We start from the raw sequence: 16,012 nt of genomic DNA, 5'->3' as shown, positions 1-16,012 counted from the left end.
ACATCTCTCCGCACGCCTACTCGTCGCCGATCTTCCTCAGGAGATCCACGGCACGACGGGTCTCCGGATGTTCCTCACCCAGGACCCGGCGGTAGCGCTGCACGGTCTCCCGCTGCAGCTCAAGGGCCCGGTCGAGACGGTCCAGGTGATAGAGGATCTCGCACAGCATCTGAGCCGCCCGCAGACTCTGCGGGTGGTCGGTCCCCAGAATCTGCCGGGAACGAGTGAGTGTCACCTCCTGCAATTCGAGGGCGGCTTGGAGCTGCCCCAGGTTGCGCAGGATCGTCGCGTACGATGTGGCGGCCCGCAGGGTGTACGGGTGCTCCTCCCCGAAGGCCCGCTGGCACCGGTGCAGCGTCTCTTCGTCGAGCATCCTGGCCTCGGCGTACTCGCCGAGCGCGATGAGGTCGGCGGTGAGGTGGTTCGCGGAGCGGAGCGTGTCCGGGTGATCGTCACCGAGCACACGCCGGTAACGCGTCAGGGTGTCCTCGTGCAGCTTTCTCGCCTCGTCGTGGTGGCCGAGCGCTCCGAGGTCGACGGCCAGGTGGTTGGCCGAGTGCAGCGAGTGCGGATGATCCTTCCCCAGCGTCGCGCGATACGAGCGCAGGGTGACCTCCTGCAACTCCCGGGCCTCCTGGTACCGGCCGAGCAGTCTCAGGTTGATGGCGCACCCGTGCGCGAGCCGCAGGGTGTCGGTGTGTTCCTTGCCCAGGACCCGCTGGTAGCGGGCCAGCGCGTCCTCGTAGAGCAGGCGGGCTTCCTCGTACCGGCCCTGTTCACGCAGTGCTCTGGCGAGGCAGCGGGTCGCCCACAGCACGTGCACGTCGTCGGGGCCCGCGTCGCGGCCCCATGCCTCGCACAGGGACCGGGCCAGCCGGCCGCCCGCGTCGGCGTCCCCGCGCTCGATCAAGTACCAGCAGGTGCTGCAGGCCAGCATCCGAAGATGCAGGTCGACCGGTGCGTTCGGTTCCACGGCGAGCAGGTGCGGCACGATCCGCGCCCACTCGGGCCAGGTCGCGGGATCCTCCGGGTCGCCCGGCCGGTTGGCCACCAGCAGGGCGCGCGCGTGCCGGCGCACGCGCTCGCGCGCGGTGGCGGGCAACAGATCCCGGATCACGCTCTGGACGAGCCGGTGCAGGCGTACGCCGTCGCGATTGCTCGTGGCCAGCCCGAAGCGGACGGTCGTACCGATGGCCCGGCGCAGCAGCATCTCGTCGTTGACCACGCGGACCAGGCCTGACAGTGCCTCGTCGTCGGCGGTGATGTCCTCCACCGTCATGAGCCACCGTACGGGGATGGGTTCCGGCCCCAGAAGGGCGCACACCCGCACCACCGCGAGCCCGGTGGGGTCGTCCTGCGCCAGTTGGTCCAGGCCGAGGCCGATCACCGCGGCCAGCGAACGCGGATAGTCACCGGCCTCTCCTTCGTTGAGCAGGGCGGCCGGATGCGTGTGGAGGAAATTCAGGTAGTCGTCGACTTCCGTGGCGGTCTCCGCCAGAAAGCTGCCTGCCTGACACAGCGCCAGAGGAAGAAAGTCGAGTTCGCCGGCCAGCAATTCGGCCTCTTCGGAACTCAGTTCGGGGCAGTGGGTACGCAGGAGAGCGATCGCGTCCGATTCGATCATCGCGTCGACCGGCACGCGAACCGCCACCCGTTCCCACCGGCCGGCGCGTGATGTGATCATCACGTGGCCCGGGCCGCCCGGCAGCCAATCGGACACCGCGGCGCGCTCTTCCGCATTGTCGAAGATCAGCAACCAGCGATCTCGGCCGCGGAGATGAGACTTCGCGACCGCGGTTGCTGTCGCGGTATCGGTCCCCTGCTCGACCCATCCGAGTTCCACCGCGAGCGCCGCGATTTGTTCGCCGACCAGTGCGGAGTCCTCCGCCGCGATCCACCACACGATGTCGTAGTCGGCCGCATTCCGGTGGGCGAATTCCACCGCGATCTGGGTCTTTCCGACCCCGCCCTGGCCCTGCAACGCTTGAACGACGGAGGTCCCACCCTGGTGGAAGCTCCGTCGCAGTCGCTGCAATATGTCTTCTCTGCCGGTGAATTCCGGATTCCGGGGCTCCAGATTCCAGATGGTGGGCAAGCCGCCCGCCACCCGGCTGTACTGTGCGCGGCCCGGCGAAACCGTCGCACCAGCGAGCTGTGGCGGCTGGGGCCCGCCACTGAGAGGCGGGGGAAGCGGCGTGCGTGCGGAGGTCATCAGCTGCTCCGCCGCCAAGGTGCCGGCACGATCGGCTCCCATGGTCTCGGCAGGCTCGCCGACCAGCAGCTCCGCCGCCACCTCCGCGTCACTGTGCCGTCCCTGAGCGGACATGGCCTCGACGATGCCGTGTCTTACGCGCGCCACCGTCTGCGCGTCGAAGGAGTCCAACTCCCTCTGGAGCGCGATCACCGCGAGATAGACGGCCTCCGCCTCGGACGTGTGGCCCTGGTCCTGCAAAGCCGTTCCGACGGCGGCCCACGCCCGGCCGGCCTGCTCTATGGCCTGCTCCTGCCGCCGAAGCCGCTCGCTCAGGACTCCTATGCGCTCCTCCAGCTCCGCGATACGGCGTGGTGCGGCCCCGGCCCCCTGGGACTCGGCGGACCGGTCGGCGAGTTCGCCGACCTTGTACTGAACAGCCAGCCTGTTCCAGGTGTTCTCCCAGACATGGATCTCACCCGGCGGCACCCCGCACAGCCTGACAAAGGTCAGCAGGAATGCCTTGCTCGGGAAACGGCGTCCCCGTAATACCTCGCCCAATGTGGTGCGCGGGAGCGCCTGCCCGATCCCCAGACCCGAAGCGGATTTCTCCAGTTCACGATAGGAAGGGCTGTCGGCCCGAACTCGCAGCATGCTCAGGAAGCGTGCGAGATCTTCTTTGCTGCGCGCTGAAGAAGGATCGACGGATCCCTCCGGCCCCTGTTCCATGACTCCCCCGATGCACGCCGCTGTCCCACAGCGTCCCAGAACGTCCACCAGCTTATGCGTCCCAAGCCAAGTTGGGACACCGCTTGTCCCAACTTGGTGACGGACCGTCCCACCGAGGATTGCCCGGAACCGAGTTTCATCTGGCTTTGGCCGCGCTGCTGGTGGGACACCTGGCGGGCTGTTCTGATGAGCTGAAAAGAGGTCTCACAGGCTTGCAAGGGGGAATCCGTGATCAGGATCCGCGGGCTTCGATCCAGGGCCCGAATGATGCTGAACCTCGTATGGTCCGCCGTGGAAGGAACAGAGGGGTCGGCCGCCGGCCGCCCGGTGCGCCATGACCGCGTGATCCTTCTCGGGGCCCTCGGAGGTGCGGGAGCCGGTTTCGCCGTGACCTTCCTGGGCTCGTCCCCCGCGGACGCCGCGAGCTTCGGACTGGCCGCCGCAGCGGCGATCATCAAGGTCGCCTCCCTGCGGCCCCGGGACACGGCTGGGCACACCACTGCCACCCCGGGGAGCGAGCCGGCCGGGGAAGCGACGCGAGAGGCACCCGTCCCGAACGAGGACAGGGCCCTCGGCACTCGCGACGAGGAGTGACTCCCGGCGCGCCCCGCTCCGCCTCCGCCCGGCCCACGCCGTGCGAAAGGGGTGCCCCTCGGCGAGGGACACCCCCTACGGACGACACGTCCAGGGACCGGGAGACCGGCAGGACCCGGACCGTCAGGAGGCCCGCACGGTCGCGCGGGACGTCAGTTGCTGTCGCCCTTGCGTTCGCCGAGGGTCACGTCGACCGTGTGCTCCTTGCCGTCGCGCGTGAACGTGAGCTTCACGGTGTCGCCGGGCTTGTGCGTCCAGATCTGGCCGATCAGGGTCGGGCCCGAGTCGACCACCGTGTCGTCGAGCTTGGTGATCGTGTCGCCGGACTTGAGGCCCGCCTTGGCCGCGGGGCCGTTCGGCGTGACGGCCGCGGAGCCGCCCGAGCCCTGCTCGGTGATCGTCGCCCCGCTGGTGTTCTCGTCCATCGAGACCGTGGCGCCGATGACGGGGTAGACCGGCGAGCCGGTCTTGATCAGCTGCTGGGCGACCATGTCGGCCTGGTTGATCGGGATGGCGAAGCCGAGGCCGATCGAACCGGACTGGCCCGAACCGCCGAGGCCGCCGCTGGAGGCGGACTGGATGGCGGAGTTGATGCCGATCACGTTCCCGCTGCCGTCCAGGAGCGGGCCGCCGGAGTTGCCCGGGTTGATCGACGCGTCGGTCTGCAGGGCGCTCATGTACGAGGCCTTGCTGCCGCTGGAACCGTCGCTGGAGGCCACCGGGCGGTCCTTGGCCGAGATGATGCCCGTCGTCACCGTGTTCGACAGGCCGAAGGGCGCGCCGATCGCGATGGTCGAGTCACCGACGGCGACCTTGTCGGAGTCGCCGAGGTGGAGGGGCTGGAGGTTGCTCGGCGCGTTCTTGAGCTTGATGACCGCGACGTCGTAACCCTGCGCGTGGCCGATCACCTCGGCGTCGTACTTCTTGCCGTTCGAGAACGTCGCCGACAGCTTGCCGCCGTCCACGGCCTCCGCCACCACGTGGTTGTTGGTGAGGATGTGGCCTTCCTTGTCGTAGACGAAGCCGGTGCCCGTACCGCCCTCGCCGTTGCTGCCCTCGGCCTCGATGGTGACCGTGCTGGGCAGCGCCTTGGCGGCCACGCCCGCGACGGTGCCCGGGTCACGCTTGACGTCGGCGGGGCTGGAGGCGGACACGGTCGTCGAACCGGTGCCGCCGTCGTCGTTGCGCTCCGCCGCCCAGTAGCCGACGCCGCCACCGACGACGCCCGCGACCAGCGCGGCCGCGATGATCCCGGCGACGAGACCGCCGCGCTTGCCGCCCGGCTTGGGCTGCGGCTGCTGGTAGGAGGCGCCCCACGCCGTCCCGTCGGCGCCACCGCCACCGCCCGACGCGTACGCCGGCACGGCCGGCGGCGGGGGCGGCCAGTCGCCCACCGGCGCGGAGCCGCCCGCGGCGGGCGCCCCCTGCTCGGCGTGCGCCCCGTACGCGCCCTGCGCTTCGTGCCGCTCGCCCTGCGCCCCGGGGTCACCGGGCGCGGCTCCCTGGCTCACCGTGTCGTACCCGGCTCCCTGGGGGGCCGACGGGGCGGGCCCCGGCGCGGCCGGTGCGGGAGTAGCGGGAGCGTCCACCGGCACAGGAGGTGCGGACGGGGCCGGGGGGACCGAAGTGCCCTCGTTCTCGGTGCTCACAGCTTTCTCTCCTCGATCCACGGCTGTCGTGTCGCCAGTCAGGTTGTGCGGGTACCCGATCCACTTCGGGCTGAAGCGATCCAGTGCGATCACAGTTCGATCGCTCTCGATTGTCACAGCCCGATGGGATCCGGACAGCGGCCTCGGTGCGTCCGCCGTCGCTCACCACTTCGGCATGGTCCTGTCACGGTCCAGTTGTGCTGTTGTACGCCGTCAGCTTTTCCCACGGGACGTCAGGGCACCATAAGACGTTCCTGTGCGCCCGATGACATCCTTTATGTCGGGCGAAACGGACGCATCCGCTAGGCCGAACTTTCCCGTCGGCCCGCCGCTCGGTGGCACCATGACGCGGTGACCCACGCACCACAGCAACGCATCCAGGTCGTCGCCCATCGCGGAGCCTCCGAGGACGCCCCCGAGCACACCCTGGCCGCGTACAGAAAGGCGATCGAAGACGGTGCGGACGCCCTCGAATGCGATGTGCGGCTGACCGCGGACGGCCACCTCGTCTGCGTGCACGACCGGCGCGTCAACCGTACGTCGAACGGCCGCGGGGCGGTCTCCGCGCTGGAACTCGCCGACCTGGCCACCCTCGACTTCGGCTCCTGGAAGGACCGCGACGAAGGACCCGACTGGGCGGGCAGCGCGGCCGACACCTCCGTACTGACCCTGGAACGGCTCCTGGAGCTGGTCGCCGACGCGGGCCGCCGCGTGGAGCTGGCCATCGAGACCAAGCACCCCACCCGGTGGGCGGGCCAGGTCGAGGAGCGGCTGCTGCTCCTGCTCAAGCGGTTCGGCCTGGACGCGCCCCCGCCGGACGAGCCCTCTCCGGTACGGGTGATGAGCTTCTCCTCGCGCTCCCTGCTGCGCGTCCAGGAGGCGTCCCCGACCCTGCCGACGGTCTACCTGATGCAGTTCGTCTCGCCGCGCCACCGCGAAGGACGCCTCCCCAAGGGCGTACGGATCGCGGGGCCCGGCATCCGGATCCTGCGCAGCCACCCCGGTTACGTGGAAAAGCTCGCTCGCGCGGGTCACCAGGTCCACGTCTGGACGGTGAACGAGCCCGAGGACGTCGACCTCTGCGTCCGGCTCGGCGTCGACGCGATCATCACCAACCGCCCCGCGGCCGTCCTGGAGCGGCTCGGCAGGAGCTGATTTCCGGCCACCTTCACCCCGAACGTCACAGGGTGTGCCCCGGCGCGTTCGTTCCGTATTCGATCGTTACGAGTGCGTCACCGCACAAGGATTGGCCGGTTTCCGGTCCAGTCCATTGGGGCATCCACACCGTGGCGTGGGGCAAAGGAGGTCTCGGGGGTGGCGTTGGTGGTGGCACAGGAGGTGCCCGCTTCGTCGAGCATGGCCGTACCCCATGGCCCTGCGGGCGTGGGCGAGGCAAGACACCGGATGCGCGATCAGCTCCGTATCAACGGTGTGCCGGAATCGGTCGTCGACGATGCAGTTCTGATCCTTTCCGAACTACTCAGCAATGCCTGCCGGCACGGCAGGCCACTGGGCGACGAGCTGGCCGGGGACGGCGACGTCCTGGCCGCGTGGCGGGTGGACGACCGCGGCTGTCTGACGGTCGAGGTGACGGACGGCGGCGGCCCGACCCGCCCGGTTCCGGCCACCCCTTCGGTCACCGCGCGCGGCGGCCGCGGGCTCAACATCATCACGGCGCTCGCCGACGACTGGGGCGTGCGGGACGACAGACGGGGCGAGGTCACCGTCTGGGTGGTCGTACACAAAGACGTGCACGCCCTGGCCACGGCGCACCGCCGCGACGACTTCGCGGCGCGCATCGCCTCGCCGCCCGTCACGGACCTGGCCGGCCTGGGACTCGCGGACGCCTTCGACGATCTGGGCTGACCCGGCTCCCGGCAGCCGGTACGCGGGCGTGGTCCCACCCGTGTCGGTACGAGGGGCTAGGCTCGCGCCCGTACTCAAGCGAGCCGTACCCGGGAGACACCGAAGATGGCCAAGAAGCGCCCCCAGACCAAGGGCAAGCCGCACGTCACCGACGGGACGATCCCGGTCGTCGGCGCCCGCGAACCCTGCCCCTGCGGCAGCGGTCGCCGCTACAAGGCCTGCCACGGCCGGGCCGCCGCGCACGCGGTGACCGAGCTGGTGCAGCGCCCCTTCGAGAACCTCGCGGGCGAGGGCGACTGGGTCGCGCTGCGCGAGCTGGTGCCCGCGGCGACCGTGGAGCTGACGCTGAAGGACGCACTGCCCGACGGCGTCCCCTCGGTCACCCTCGCGACCGTGCTGCCCATGGCATGGCCCGCGCTGCGCCGCGACGACGGCTCGGTCCTGCTCGGACTGCAGAACGACACGTCCTCCGGCGACCTCAGCCGCGACCTCGCCGACACCCTGCTGCGCGCCCTGGAGGCCGAGCCGGGCAACCCGGTGCAGGCCCGGCGTGCGCCGGCGGACGGACCGCGCCTTCAGGACGTGCTCGACCCCGAGGGCGCTTTCGAGCCTGTCGTGCACACGGGCTTCGAATTCTGGGTCCCGGACTCGGAGAACGCGTCGGGCGAGGTGGCCGCCTCCCTGGAGCGGGCCAACGCCGCGGCCATCCCGACCGTGAAGCTGGCCGGTGTGGACAGCGCCTACTGGTGCGAGACCCCGGAGAAGAACCACCTGCGGTGGGTCATGCCGCACTCCGAGGAGAAGCTGCTCGACGCGCTCGCGCGGCTGCACGCGGCCGGCACCTCCTCGCTCGGCGAGGGCACCCGGCTGGTCGGCTCCTTCCGGGCGCACGGTCTGACGGTGCCGGTGTGGGATCTGCCGAGCGCGGTCAGGGCCGACGACATCGAGAAGCCCGCCGCCGAGTTCGCCGAGCGGCTCGCCGCCGCGCTCGCCACGGACGCACCGCTGAGCGCGGACGAGCGTCGCGCGCGCGGGGGCCTCACCAACCGACAGGTGACTCTCAGCTGAGTCACCGTCTCTGCACGGGCGAACGCGATGGGCTGACCGACCGGTCAGCCCATCGCGGACCGCGAACACGCCGTTCGGACCGGGTGACTCCTGTCACAACTCCCAGTAGTTGCAGGTAAATCCATGTCCGAATAGAAGAGATCGAATTTGCTAACTGCCGATCTCTTGTTACCGTTCAAGTAGCCCGGTTGCTGGTGCATCCCCCGTCGCCAGCAACCGGGCGCTTTCATGTCCGCTCGCGGACGGGGCCTCTCAACGCCCTTGCGGGGGCGCCGAATTGCTGCCCGAGCGCAGCAGCAGCGGCCCGTCATCCGTCGCCGCGTACTCCGCGACCGCCGCGTACTCCGTGGCCCGTCCCCGGGTCCGCTCCCGGGGCGTCTCGCACAGTCCGGGCTCGTCCTGCGCACCCACCGCGCAGTGGAGCTGCACCGTGCGTCCGCCGGGCGCCATCAGGGTCAGTACGGCGCCCAGTTCCGCGCCGGTCGCATTGCGGTAATAGGTCCGCGCCCAGGTGTCCCCGCCCTGTGTGAGGACACACGTCTGCGCCTCGACGCCGTCCGGGGAGGCGAGTTGCGGACCGCAGTGGGTGGCCGTCGCCAGGCCCAGGCCGAGGCTCTTGAGGAGCGAGGAATCCTGGGGCGCGTGCTTCTCGGGATGTGCGCCCGCACCGCTGCCCGCGCCACGGTCCGCGCCCCTGTCCGCGGCGTCCCTGGCGGGTGCGTCGTCGACCTTGTCCGCGGTGCCCGACCGAGGAGATTCGGCCTGCTCCGCGACCGGCCGCGCGGGCCCGTCGTCCACCGGTCCCGCCGACGCGCCCGCCAGGGGGAGCACCGCGGTGAGCACCACCACGGCGAGCAGGCCGATCAGACGGAGGCGCGCGTGGGGACGCTCCTGCTCGGGCCGGTTCGGAGAGTCGGGGAGGGGTGGCGCGGCAGGCATGCGCCGAAGATATCGGCGCACACCCCGCTGAGCGGCTCGCCGCGCGCCCGATACCCCTACAACTCGGGCGCGCTCACACCCGTACGAGTGAGGGCGTCCACGACCGCGTCGACCACGGCCTCCACATCGGGCACCCAGGGCGCCGCCGAACCCGGCAGCGGCGCGCGCTCCCAGCGGACCTGTCCGGCGCCCGTACGGGACGGCGGCAGCGCCACATAGCCGCCCTCGCCGTGGAAGCGCAGCGAGCCGGGGACGAAGTCCTGCGCGTACAGGAGCTCGCCGAGCTGCTCCATGGAGTACGGCGCCACGAGGATGAACAGCCGCTCCGGGGTCGCGATCACCGGGCCGAGCCGGATCTCCTTGCGGTCGAGCGCGGCGAGGGCGCGGGCGCCCGCGACGGCCGGCAGGCTCACGGCGCAGGGTGCGCGCCCCTCCAGGGGGCCCGGAGCACCGGTCGCGAGCACGATCGGCGCCTTGGGGCGGTTGGTCCACCACCAGCGGACCATGCGCTCGTCGGTCGTCGCGACGAGGAGTCCCGGGTCGAAGGGGTGCGCGCCCGGCACCGTGCACTCCGGGTCCGGGCAGGCGCACCGGACGCCGTCACGGCGCCCCGCCGCCTCGAGCCCGATGCCCGGCAGTACCGGCCACCGCCACGCTGTCGCGAACGTGAGGGCCGCGCTGATCAGGTCAGACTTCCCGCTGTCACGCCTGGACAGGAGCCTGCGTCGCCTTCCGAGGATCTCGCGCATGAGCGCTCGTTCCTTTCCGTAGCCGAAGAGAACGCTATGGGCCACATCACACCATGTGTCGATCAGTCACTGCGCGTACGTGCTGGAGCGCCCGACCCCAGCCGGAACCACCGGCCTGAGGCAGGGGTAACCCCTATAGTCCGAGCGCCTGCTGTGTCCTTTAAAAGCCTGGCGTGGGGTGGCGACGCCTGGCGTTTGCCGTCCCGCGTATTTCTCGCCGTCTCCCCCACGGGAGGATGGGGCACGGTCGTCGATGGTTATGACGCCCGGGTCCGTCACCAGGTTCCGGATGGATCGTGGCGGATCCCAACTGCCCCTGGTCTTCTCCGAGTACGTACCCATCACGGCCGCTATGACGCTCTGGTGACCACAGCTGAACAATGCCAGTCGACCGCAATACACCGATCACTGAGTCGTTTTTTGGCCAAGTTAGAACGATCTAGATCGGTGCGAGATCACCAGTTGATCTAGGAGGGGGACAAGATCTCTTTACCTCAGAAGTCACTTCCACACCATGGACACCAGGAAAACCGGCAGGACAATGCTGGACATCCCCTCTCCAGTGCGTGTAGATGTGGAGACATTGCTAGCGGCGCAGAGCTAATAAGGCTGACATGGGGGTTTGCGATGCTATCCAGCAATATGCACCGGTCGGAAAGCCGGAAGTCATGACGGCCCCCCGTCTGCCGAAAGTGGCCGGAATCGATTCCCCTCCTGGACAGGTTCCCTCTCCCGCACACACCGTCGCGCCCGCACCGGCGGTGTCTCCGGCGTCCCCGGTGACTTCCGTCCCGTCCGCCCCCGGCGCCGTCATCCAGGACCGGCTCGCCGGCTGGGTCTCGGATCTCACGACCCTCCACGAACTCACGGAACGGCTGGCCCGCACCGCCGCACTCGAGGACGCGCTGCACGAGCTGCTGCGCGCCGGAGCCGCCCTGGTGGGCGCCCGGCGCGGACTCGTCGTCCTGGAGCCGGGCGACGGACTCGGCCCCGACACCACCGTCGGCCTCGGCCTCTCCCGCCCTGATCTCGGCCACATCGAGACGGTGCCGCGCGGCGCCACCTCGTACGGGCGGATTCTGGACGGGCTGAGCACCGACCCGGAGGCGCGCGCCGATCTGCTCGCCGAGGACGGACTCGACCCGCGCCACCGCGAGGTCGCCGCCCGCCTCGGCTATGCGGCGAGCTACGCACTGCCGCTCGCCACCGACGCGGCGGGCCGGCTGGGCGCCGCGGTCTGGCTCTACGACGAGCCGGCCGAGCCCGGCGAGCGCCCGCGCCACCTCATCGGCCTGTACGCCGCGTACGCCACCGAGCACCTGGCCCGGCTGCTCGAGCGCGAGCGCACGCGCGCGTGGTCGGACACGATCGCCGAGGAGCTGCTGCCCGCGCGGCTGCCCCGGGTCGCCGGAGTGCAGCTCGCCGTGCGCCACCGCACCGGGCCGCGCGGCGGCGGCGACTGGTACGACGCGCTGCCGCTGCCCGAGGGCGCGCTCGGCCTCGCCGTCGGATCGGTCACCGGCTCCGGCGCGAGCGCGGTCGCCGCGATGGGCCGGCTGCGCGCCTCCTTGCGCGCGTACGCCGTCATGGAGGGCGAGGACCCGGTCGCGGTCCTGTCCGACCTGGAGCTGCTGATGCGGCTGACCGAGCCCGCGCGCAGCGCCACCGCCCTGTTCGCGTACTGCGAGCCGGCCCAGAGAAAGATCGTGCTCGCGGGCGCCGGGCACACCCCGCCCCTGGTGATCGGCGAGCGGCGCACGGAGTTCGCCGAGACGACGCTGTCGGCGCCGCTCGGAATGCTCGCCTGCTGGGAGGCGCCGAGCGCGGAGATCACGCCGGAGCCGGGGGAAACGGTGCTGCTGTACACGGACGGCCTGCTGCGCCGCACCGGCGACGCCATGGACCGCGCCTTCACCCGGCTGCACGCGGCCGCGTCGAGCGTGCCCCGGGCGGTCCGCGAGGACCCCGGCGCCCTCGTCGACCACGTCCTGCACACGATGCTTCCCGACGGCCTGGACACCGCCGACAGCGACGAGGACGTCGTGCTGCTCGCGGCACGTTTCGAGTAGGCGCGCACGCACTGCCTGTGAGCGGCCCGGTAAGAGGCCGTCCGGCCCTGGACCCCCTTCCGTACGCTCGTACGATGGAGGGGGTCCATTGCCGTCACCAGGCCATTCCAGCGGACCCGCGTCGAGGAGGAACCGTGTCGGAGGAGCTCACCCCGGAGACCCCGGAGGCCGAGGCCGAAGAGCCCATCAAGCAGCGCAAGAACGGCCTCTACCCGGGCGTTTCGGACGAGCTCGCCGAGAACATGAAGTCCGGCTGGGCCGACACCGAGCTGCACGACCTGCAGCCGATCGCGCAGGCCGCCCAGACCGCCGCCCGCCGCGCCGCCCTGTCCGCCCGCTTCCCGGGCGAGCGTCTCGTCGTGCCCGCGGGCAACCTGAAGACCCGGTCGAACGACACGGAGTACGCCTTCCGCGCCTCCGTCGAGTACGCGTACCTGACGGGCAACCAGACGGAGGACGGCGTCCTCGTCCTGGAGCCCACGGCGGACGGCCACAAGGCGACCATCTACCTCCTGCCGCGCTCCGACCGGGAGAACGGCGAGTTCTGGCTCGACGGCCAGGGCGAGCTGTGGGTCGGCCGCCGCCACTCGCTGACCGAGGCCGCGACGCTGTACGGCATCCCCGCCTCCGACGTGCGCGAGCTGGCCGGCGCGCTGCGTGAGGGCACCGGCCCGGTGCGCGTCGTGCGCGGTTACGACGCCGGTATCGAGGCCGCCCTGACCGACAAGGTCACCGCGGAGCGCGACGAGGAGCTGCGCGTCTTCCTGTCCGAGGCGCGCGTCGTGAAGGACTCCTTCGAGATCGGCGAGCTGCAGAAGGCCGTCGACTCGACCGTCCGCGGCTTCGAGGACGTCGTGAAGGTCCTCGACAAGGCCGAGGCGACGAGCGAGCGCTACATCGAGGGCACGTTCTTCCTCCGCGCGCGCGTGGAGGGCAACGACATCGGCTACGGCTCCATCTGCGCCGCCGGCCCGCACGCCTGCACCCTGCACTGGGTCCGCAACGACGGCCCGGTCCGCTCCGGCGACCTGCTCCTCCTGGACGCGGGCGTCGAGACGCACACGTACTACACCGCCGACGTCACGCGCACGCTGCCGATCAGCGGCACGTACAGCGACGTCCAGCGGAAGATCTACGACGCCGTGTACGAGGCCCAGGAGGCCGGCATCGCGGCCGTCAAGCCGGGTGGCAAGTTCCGCGACTTCCACGACGCCTCGCAGCGCGTGCTCGCCGAGAAGCTCGTCGAGTGGGGCCTGGTCGAGGGACCGGTCGAGCGCGTCCTGGAGCTGGGGCTGCAGCGGCGCTGGACCCTGCACGGCACCGGTCACATGCTCGGCATGGACGTCCACGACTGCGCGGCCGCGCGCACCGAGGCGTACGTGGACGGCACGCTGGAGCCCGGCATGTGCCTGACCGTCGAGCCCGGTCTGTACTTCCAGGCCGACGACCTGACGGTGCCCGAGGAGTACCGCGGCATCGGCGTCCGGATCGAGGACGACATCCTCGTCACCGAGGACGGCAACAAGAACCTGTCGGCCGGACTGCCGCGCCGGTCCGGCGAGGTCGAGGCGTGGATGGCCGGTCTCAAGGGCTGAGTCGTCGCGCATCCTGCCCTGAGGGCCGTGACCCGCTGGTCACTGCCCTCAGGCATGACCGGGTGACCTGCGCGGGCTCAGACCGCGGCCATCAGCGGCGCCGTGTCCTTGCGCCACTTGAGGATCTTGTCGAAGCTGACCACCGCGCCGCCCCGGCCGGGCTTGTTGACGAAATGCGCGTGGTCGGCGAGTTCCCGGATGAGACACAGACCGCGGCCGTTCTCCGCGTGGCCGGGCGCGGGGCGGCTGAGCGCGCGTGCCTTCGGGGGCGGGAACCCCGGCCCCGAGTCGGCGACTTCGATGCGGCACGTCTCGCCGTCCAGGTAGGCGGTCACCCGGTACGCGCCCGGGGCGGCGCCGGTGGCCGGGGATCCGCCGTGCTCGACGGCGTTCGCGCATGCCTCGCTGAGCGCGACCGACAGGTCGTAGGAGATGTCGGGGTCGACACCCGCGGTCTCCATGGTGCCCATGAACAGACGCCTGGCCAGTGGAACGCTCGCAGCATCGCGTCGCAGATGGAGGGACCACCAGATGCTCATGCTCCAGCCTCCAGGTCGCGGCTCGACATACCGATACGTATTGCCTCCACCGACCGTGCGCAATCACGGAGTTGACGTGATTGCGCCCATATAGCCGACGCGCGGACCCGAGTGGACGGTATAGGGGGAGATTCGGGACCTTGTGGACCTGCCGCATGGCGGGTGCGGTCCCAGTGCGATGATGAGGCCGCCATGACTGCCCCCCACAGGCGCCGCACGCACGGCGCGGCCGACCTCCGGCTGCTGAGGGCCGCGGTGTTCGCCGCGGTCTGTGTCGTGCTGTCCGCGGCGGGGCACGTCCTCGGGTCGACCGCCACCGTGCCGCTGTGGACGCTGGGGCTCGGCTCCCTCGTCGCCTTCTGCGCGGCCCTGCCGATGGCCGGGCGCGAGCGCTCGCTGCCCGGCATCGCCGCCACCCTGGGGGTCGGCCAGATCGCCCTGCACAGCCTCTTCGGCCTGGGCCAGAACCACGGCTCCATGGCCATGGGCAGCGCGCAGCCGTCCGTCGTGGAGCGCGCCGCGCGGCTCATGTGCGGGGCGGGCGCCTCGGCGCTCAGCCCGGCGCAGGCGCAGCGGATCCTCGACGACGCGGGGGTACCGGCCGCCGGCGGGCACCACGACATGGCGATGGGCGGCGGCTCCACGATGGCGCTGCTGCCGTCGCTGCCGATGGTCATCGGTCACCTGCTGGCCGCGGCCGGCGCCGGATGGCTGCTGCGCCACGGCGATCTCGCCCTGGGGCGCATCGTGCGGCTCTCGCGCCAGTCGGCGCAGGAGGTCGTGGGGGCGGCGCCCGTCCGCGCCCTGCGCGCCGCGCTCGCGCTCGTCCGCGCTCTGCGGGCCGGGCTGCCCGGGGCGCCCGAAGCCCTTCCGCGGGCCGCGCGGCCGGGGTTCGTCGCACCACCCGCGCCGCGGGCCGCGGCGCTGGCGCACTCGGTGAGCCGGCGCGGGCCACCCGCCGCCGACGCGTTCCGTCTCGCCGCCTGACACGGCCTCCAGCACTCCAGCGCGCAGCGCGTGGGGTGAGGTGTGCCGTGCGGCACGCGCGCGTACCCGACTTTCTCTCGCCTTAATGCGGCCTGCTTCGTTGCGGCCCACTTAATGCGACTCGTTCGGTGCGCGCCCCCTCACCCTTCGCCGGATCCCACAGACCGTGGATCCCTCTGAACGTGGAGCTCTCTGCCATGAAGAAGATGTCCCGCGCCGCTCTCGTCGGTGCCGCCGCCGTCTCCTCCGTCGTCCTCGTCTCCGCCCCCGCCTTCGCGCACGTCAGCGTGCAGGCCGAGGGCACCGCCGCCAAGGGCGGCTACGCCGTGGTCGACTTCAAGGTCCCCAACGAACGCGACGACGCCGCCACGACCAAGCTCGAGGTCAACTTCCCGACCGACCACCCGCTGGCCTCCGTGATGCCGGAGCCGGTGCCGGGCTGGAAGGTCGAGGTCACCAAGTCCAAGCTCGACAAGCCGCTGGAGATGCACGGCGAGAAGCTCACCGAGGCCGTCTCCAAGGTCACCTGGACCGCGACCGGCTCCGGCGCCGACAAGGGCGTACAGCCCGGCTACTTCCAGAAGTTCCCGGTGTCCGTCGGCGCGCTGCCGACCGACGCCGACCAGCTCGTGTTCAAGGCGATCCAGACGTACGACAACAAGGAGGTCGTGCGCTGGATCGAGCCGCAGCAGAAGGGCCAGGAGGAGCCGGAGAACCCGGCGCCGACCCTCGCCCTGTCGGCCGCGGCCGACGATGAGCACGGCGCGTCCGGCGCCTCGGCGTCGGACGACCACAAGGAGGCGACGGCCGCCTCCTCCGACACGTCGTCCGACAGCGACACCACCGCCCGCGTCCTCGGCATCGTCGGCATCCTCGTCGGCGCCGCCGGTGTGGCGTTCGGCGTCCTGGCGGGTCGTCGGCGTACCAACGGCTGAGCCACCCATGGCGGGGGGCCGGGGGCTGGGGGGGGAAACCGACACCCACCCCGCCCCCCCCCCCCCAGAAACGCCCTTTCTCGCTCCCCCCCCCACCAGCAA

General features: G+C 71.1%; 13 protein-coding genes. 8 read left to right on the top strand and 5 right to left on the bottom strand.

All coding sequences use genetic code 11. The features are described 5' to 3' along the window. Positions 1 to 16: 16 nt before the first annotated feature. Positions 17 to 2,920, bottom strand: a complete 2,904-nt coding sequence (gene fxsT, locus ACFVDP_RS16950; RefSeq protein ID WP_383489950.1) for an FxSxx-COOH system tetratricopeptide repeat protein — start codon at positions 2,918 to 2,920, stop codon at positions 17 to 19. Positions 2,921 to 3,307: 387 nt separating this feature from the next. Between fxsT and ACFVDP_RS16945 the strand changes: the two genes are divergently transcribed. Further along, complete coding sequence (locus ACFVDP_RS16945) at positions 3,308 to 3,514, top strand: hypothetical protein (RefSeq protein WP_383489947.1); 207 nt, start codon at positions 3,308 to 3,310, stop codon at positions 3,512 to 3,514. Positions 3,515 to 3,666: 152 nt separating this feature from the next. Here the strand turns inward: ACFVDP_RS16945 and ACFVDP_RS16940 are convergent, their stop codons facing one another. Beyond that, positions 3,667 to 5,163, bottom strand: a complete 1,497-nt coding sequence (locus tag ACFVDP_RS16940) for a S1C family serine protease (RefSeq protein WP_383489944.1) — start codon at positions 5,161 to 5,163, stop codon at positions 3,667 to 3,669. Positions 5,164 to 5,514: 351 nt separating this feature from the next. Here ACFVDP_RS16940 and ACFVDP_RS16935 point away from each other — a divergent pair, with 351 nt between their 5' ends. From ACFVDP_RS16935 to ACFVDP_RS16925, 3 genes are all read left to right on the top strand, one after another. After that, the gene (locus tag ACFVDP_RS16935; protein WP_383489941.1) at positions 5,515 to 6,318 is read left to right on the top strand and encodes a glycerophosphodiester phosphodiesterase; all 804 of its coding nucleotides are present in this window, start codon (positions 5,515 to 5,517) and stop codon (positions 6,316 to 6,318) included. A gap of 72 nt (positions 6,319 to 6,390) precedes the next feature. Beyond that, positions 6,391 to 7,029, top strand: a complete 639-nt coding sequence (locus ACFVDP_RS16930; protein ID WP_383489938.1) for an ATP-binding protein — start codon at positions 6,391 to 6,393, stop codon at positions 7,027 to 7,029. A gap of 105 nt (positions 7,030 to 7,134) precedes the next feature. Further along, the gene (locus ACFVDP_RS16925) at positions 7,135 to 8,097 is read left to right on the top strand and encodes a DUF5926 family protein (protein ID WP_383489935.1); all 963 of its coding nucleotides are present in this window, start codon (positions 7,135 to 7,137) and stop codon (positions 8,095 to 8,097) included. A 252-nt stretch (positions 8,098 to 8,349) separates the two neighbouring features. Here the strand turns inward: ACFVDP_RS16925 and ACFVDP_RS16920 are convergent, their stop codons facing one another. Together ACFVDP_RS16920 and ACFVDP_RS16915 are read right to left on the bottom strand one after the other, a co-directional pair. Beyond that, complete coding sequence (locus ACFVDP_RS16920) at positions 8,350 to 9,036, bottom strand: hypothetical protein (protein ID WP_383489932.1); 687 nt, start codon at positions 9,034 to 9,036, stop codon at positions 8,350 to 8,352. A 56-nt stretch (positions 9,037 to 9,092) separates the two neighbouring features. Further along, positions 9,093 to 9,785 carry a bifunctional DNA primase/polymerase gene (locus tag ACFVDP_RS16915; protein WP_383489929.1) on the bottom strand — a complete coding sequence of 231 codons (693 nt, stop codon included), beginning with the start codon at positions 9,783 to 9,785 and terminating at the stop codon, positions 9,093 to 9,095. Positions 9,786 to 10,453: 668 nt separating this feature from the next. Between ACFVDP_RS16915 and ACFVDP_RS16910 the strand changes: the two genes are divergently transcribed. Together ACFVDP_RS16910 and ACFVDP_RS16905 are read left to right on the top strand one after the other, a co-directional pair. Further along, positions 10,454 to 11,854, top strand: coding sequence for a PP2C family protein-serine/threonine phosphatase (locus ACFVDP_RS16910; protein ID WP_383489926.1), 1,401 nt, complete (start codon positions 10,454 to 10,456; stop codon positions 11,852 to 11,854). A 134-nt stretch (positions 11,855 to 11,988) separates the two neighbouring features. Continuing rightward, the gene (locus ACFVDP_RS16905) at positions 11,989 to 13,449 is read left to right on the top strand and encodes an aminopeptidase P family protein (protein ID WP_383489924.1); all 1,461 of its coding nucleotides are present in this window, start codon (positions 11,989 to 11,991) and stop codon (positions 13,447 to 13,449) included. A 77-nt stretch (positions 13,450 to 13,526) separates the two neighbouring features. Here ACFVDP_RS16905 and ACFVDP_RS16900 read toward each other — a convergent pair whose 3' ends face one another. After that, the gene (locus ACFVDP_RS16900) at positions 13,527 to 13,988 is read right to left on the bottom strand and encodes an ATP-binding protein (RefSeq protein ID WP_383489921.1); all 462 of its coding nucleotides are present in this window, start codon (positions 13,986 to 13,988) and stop codon (positions 13,527 to 13,529) included. Positions 13,989 to 14,180: 192 nt separating this feature from the next. Here ACFVDP_RS16900 and ACFVDP_RS16895 point away from each other — a divergent pair, with 192 nt between their 5' ends. Then, on the top strand, positions 14,181 to 14,975 hold the full coding sequence (locus ACFVDP_RS16895; RefSeq protein WP_383489918.1) for a hypothetical protein: 795 nt from the start codon (positions 14,181 to 14,183) through the stop codon (positions 14,973 to 14,975). A 197-nt stretch (positions 14,976 to 15,172) separates the two neighbouring features. Then, positions 15,173 to 15,910 carry a YcnI family protein gene (locus ACFVDP_RS16890; protein ID WP_383489915.1) on the top strand — a complete coding sequence of 246 codons (738 nt, stop codon included), beginning with the start codon at positions 15,173 to 15,175 and terminating at the stop codon, positions 15,908 to 15,910. The last annotated feature ends 102 nt before the right edge of the window (positions 15,911 to 16,012 follow it).

Origin of the sequence: Streptomyces sp. NPDC057694, assembly GCF_042799415.1 — a bacterium.
In the GTDB taxonomy this organism is placed as follows: domain Bacteria; phylum Actinomycetota; class Actinomycetes; order Streptomycetales; family Streptomycetaceae; genus Streptomyces.
Note: the sequence above shows the minus strand (reverse complement) of the source record. Positions and strands in the feature narration are given on the sequence as shown.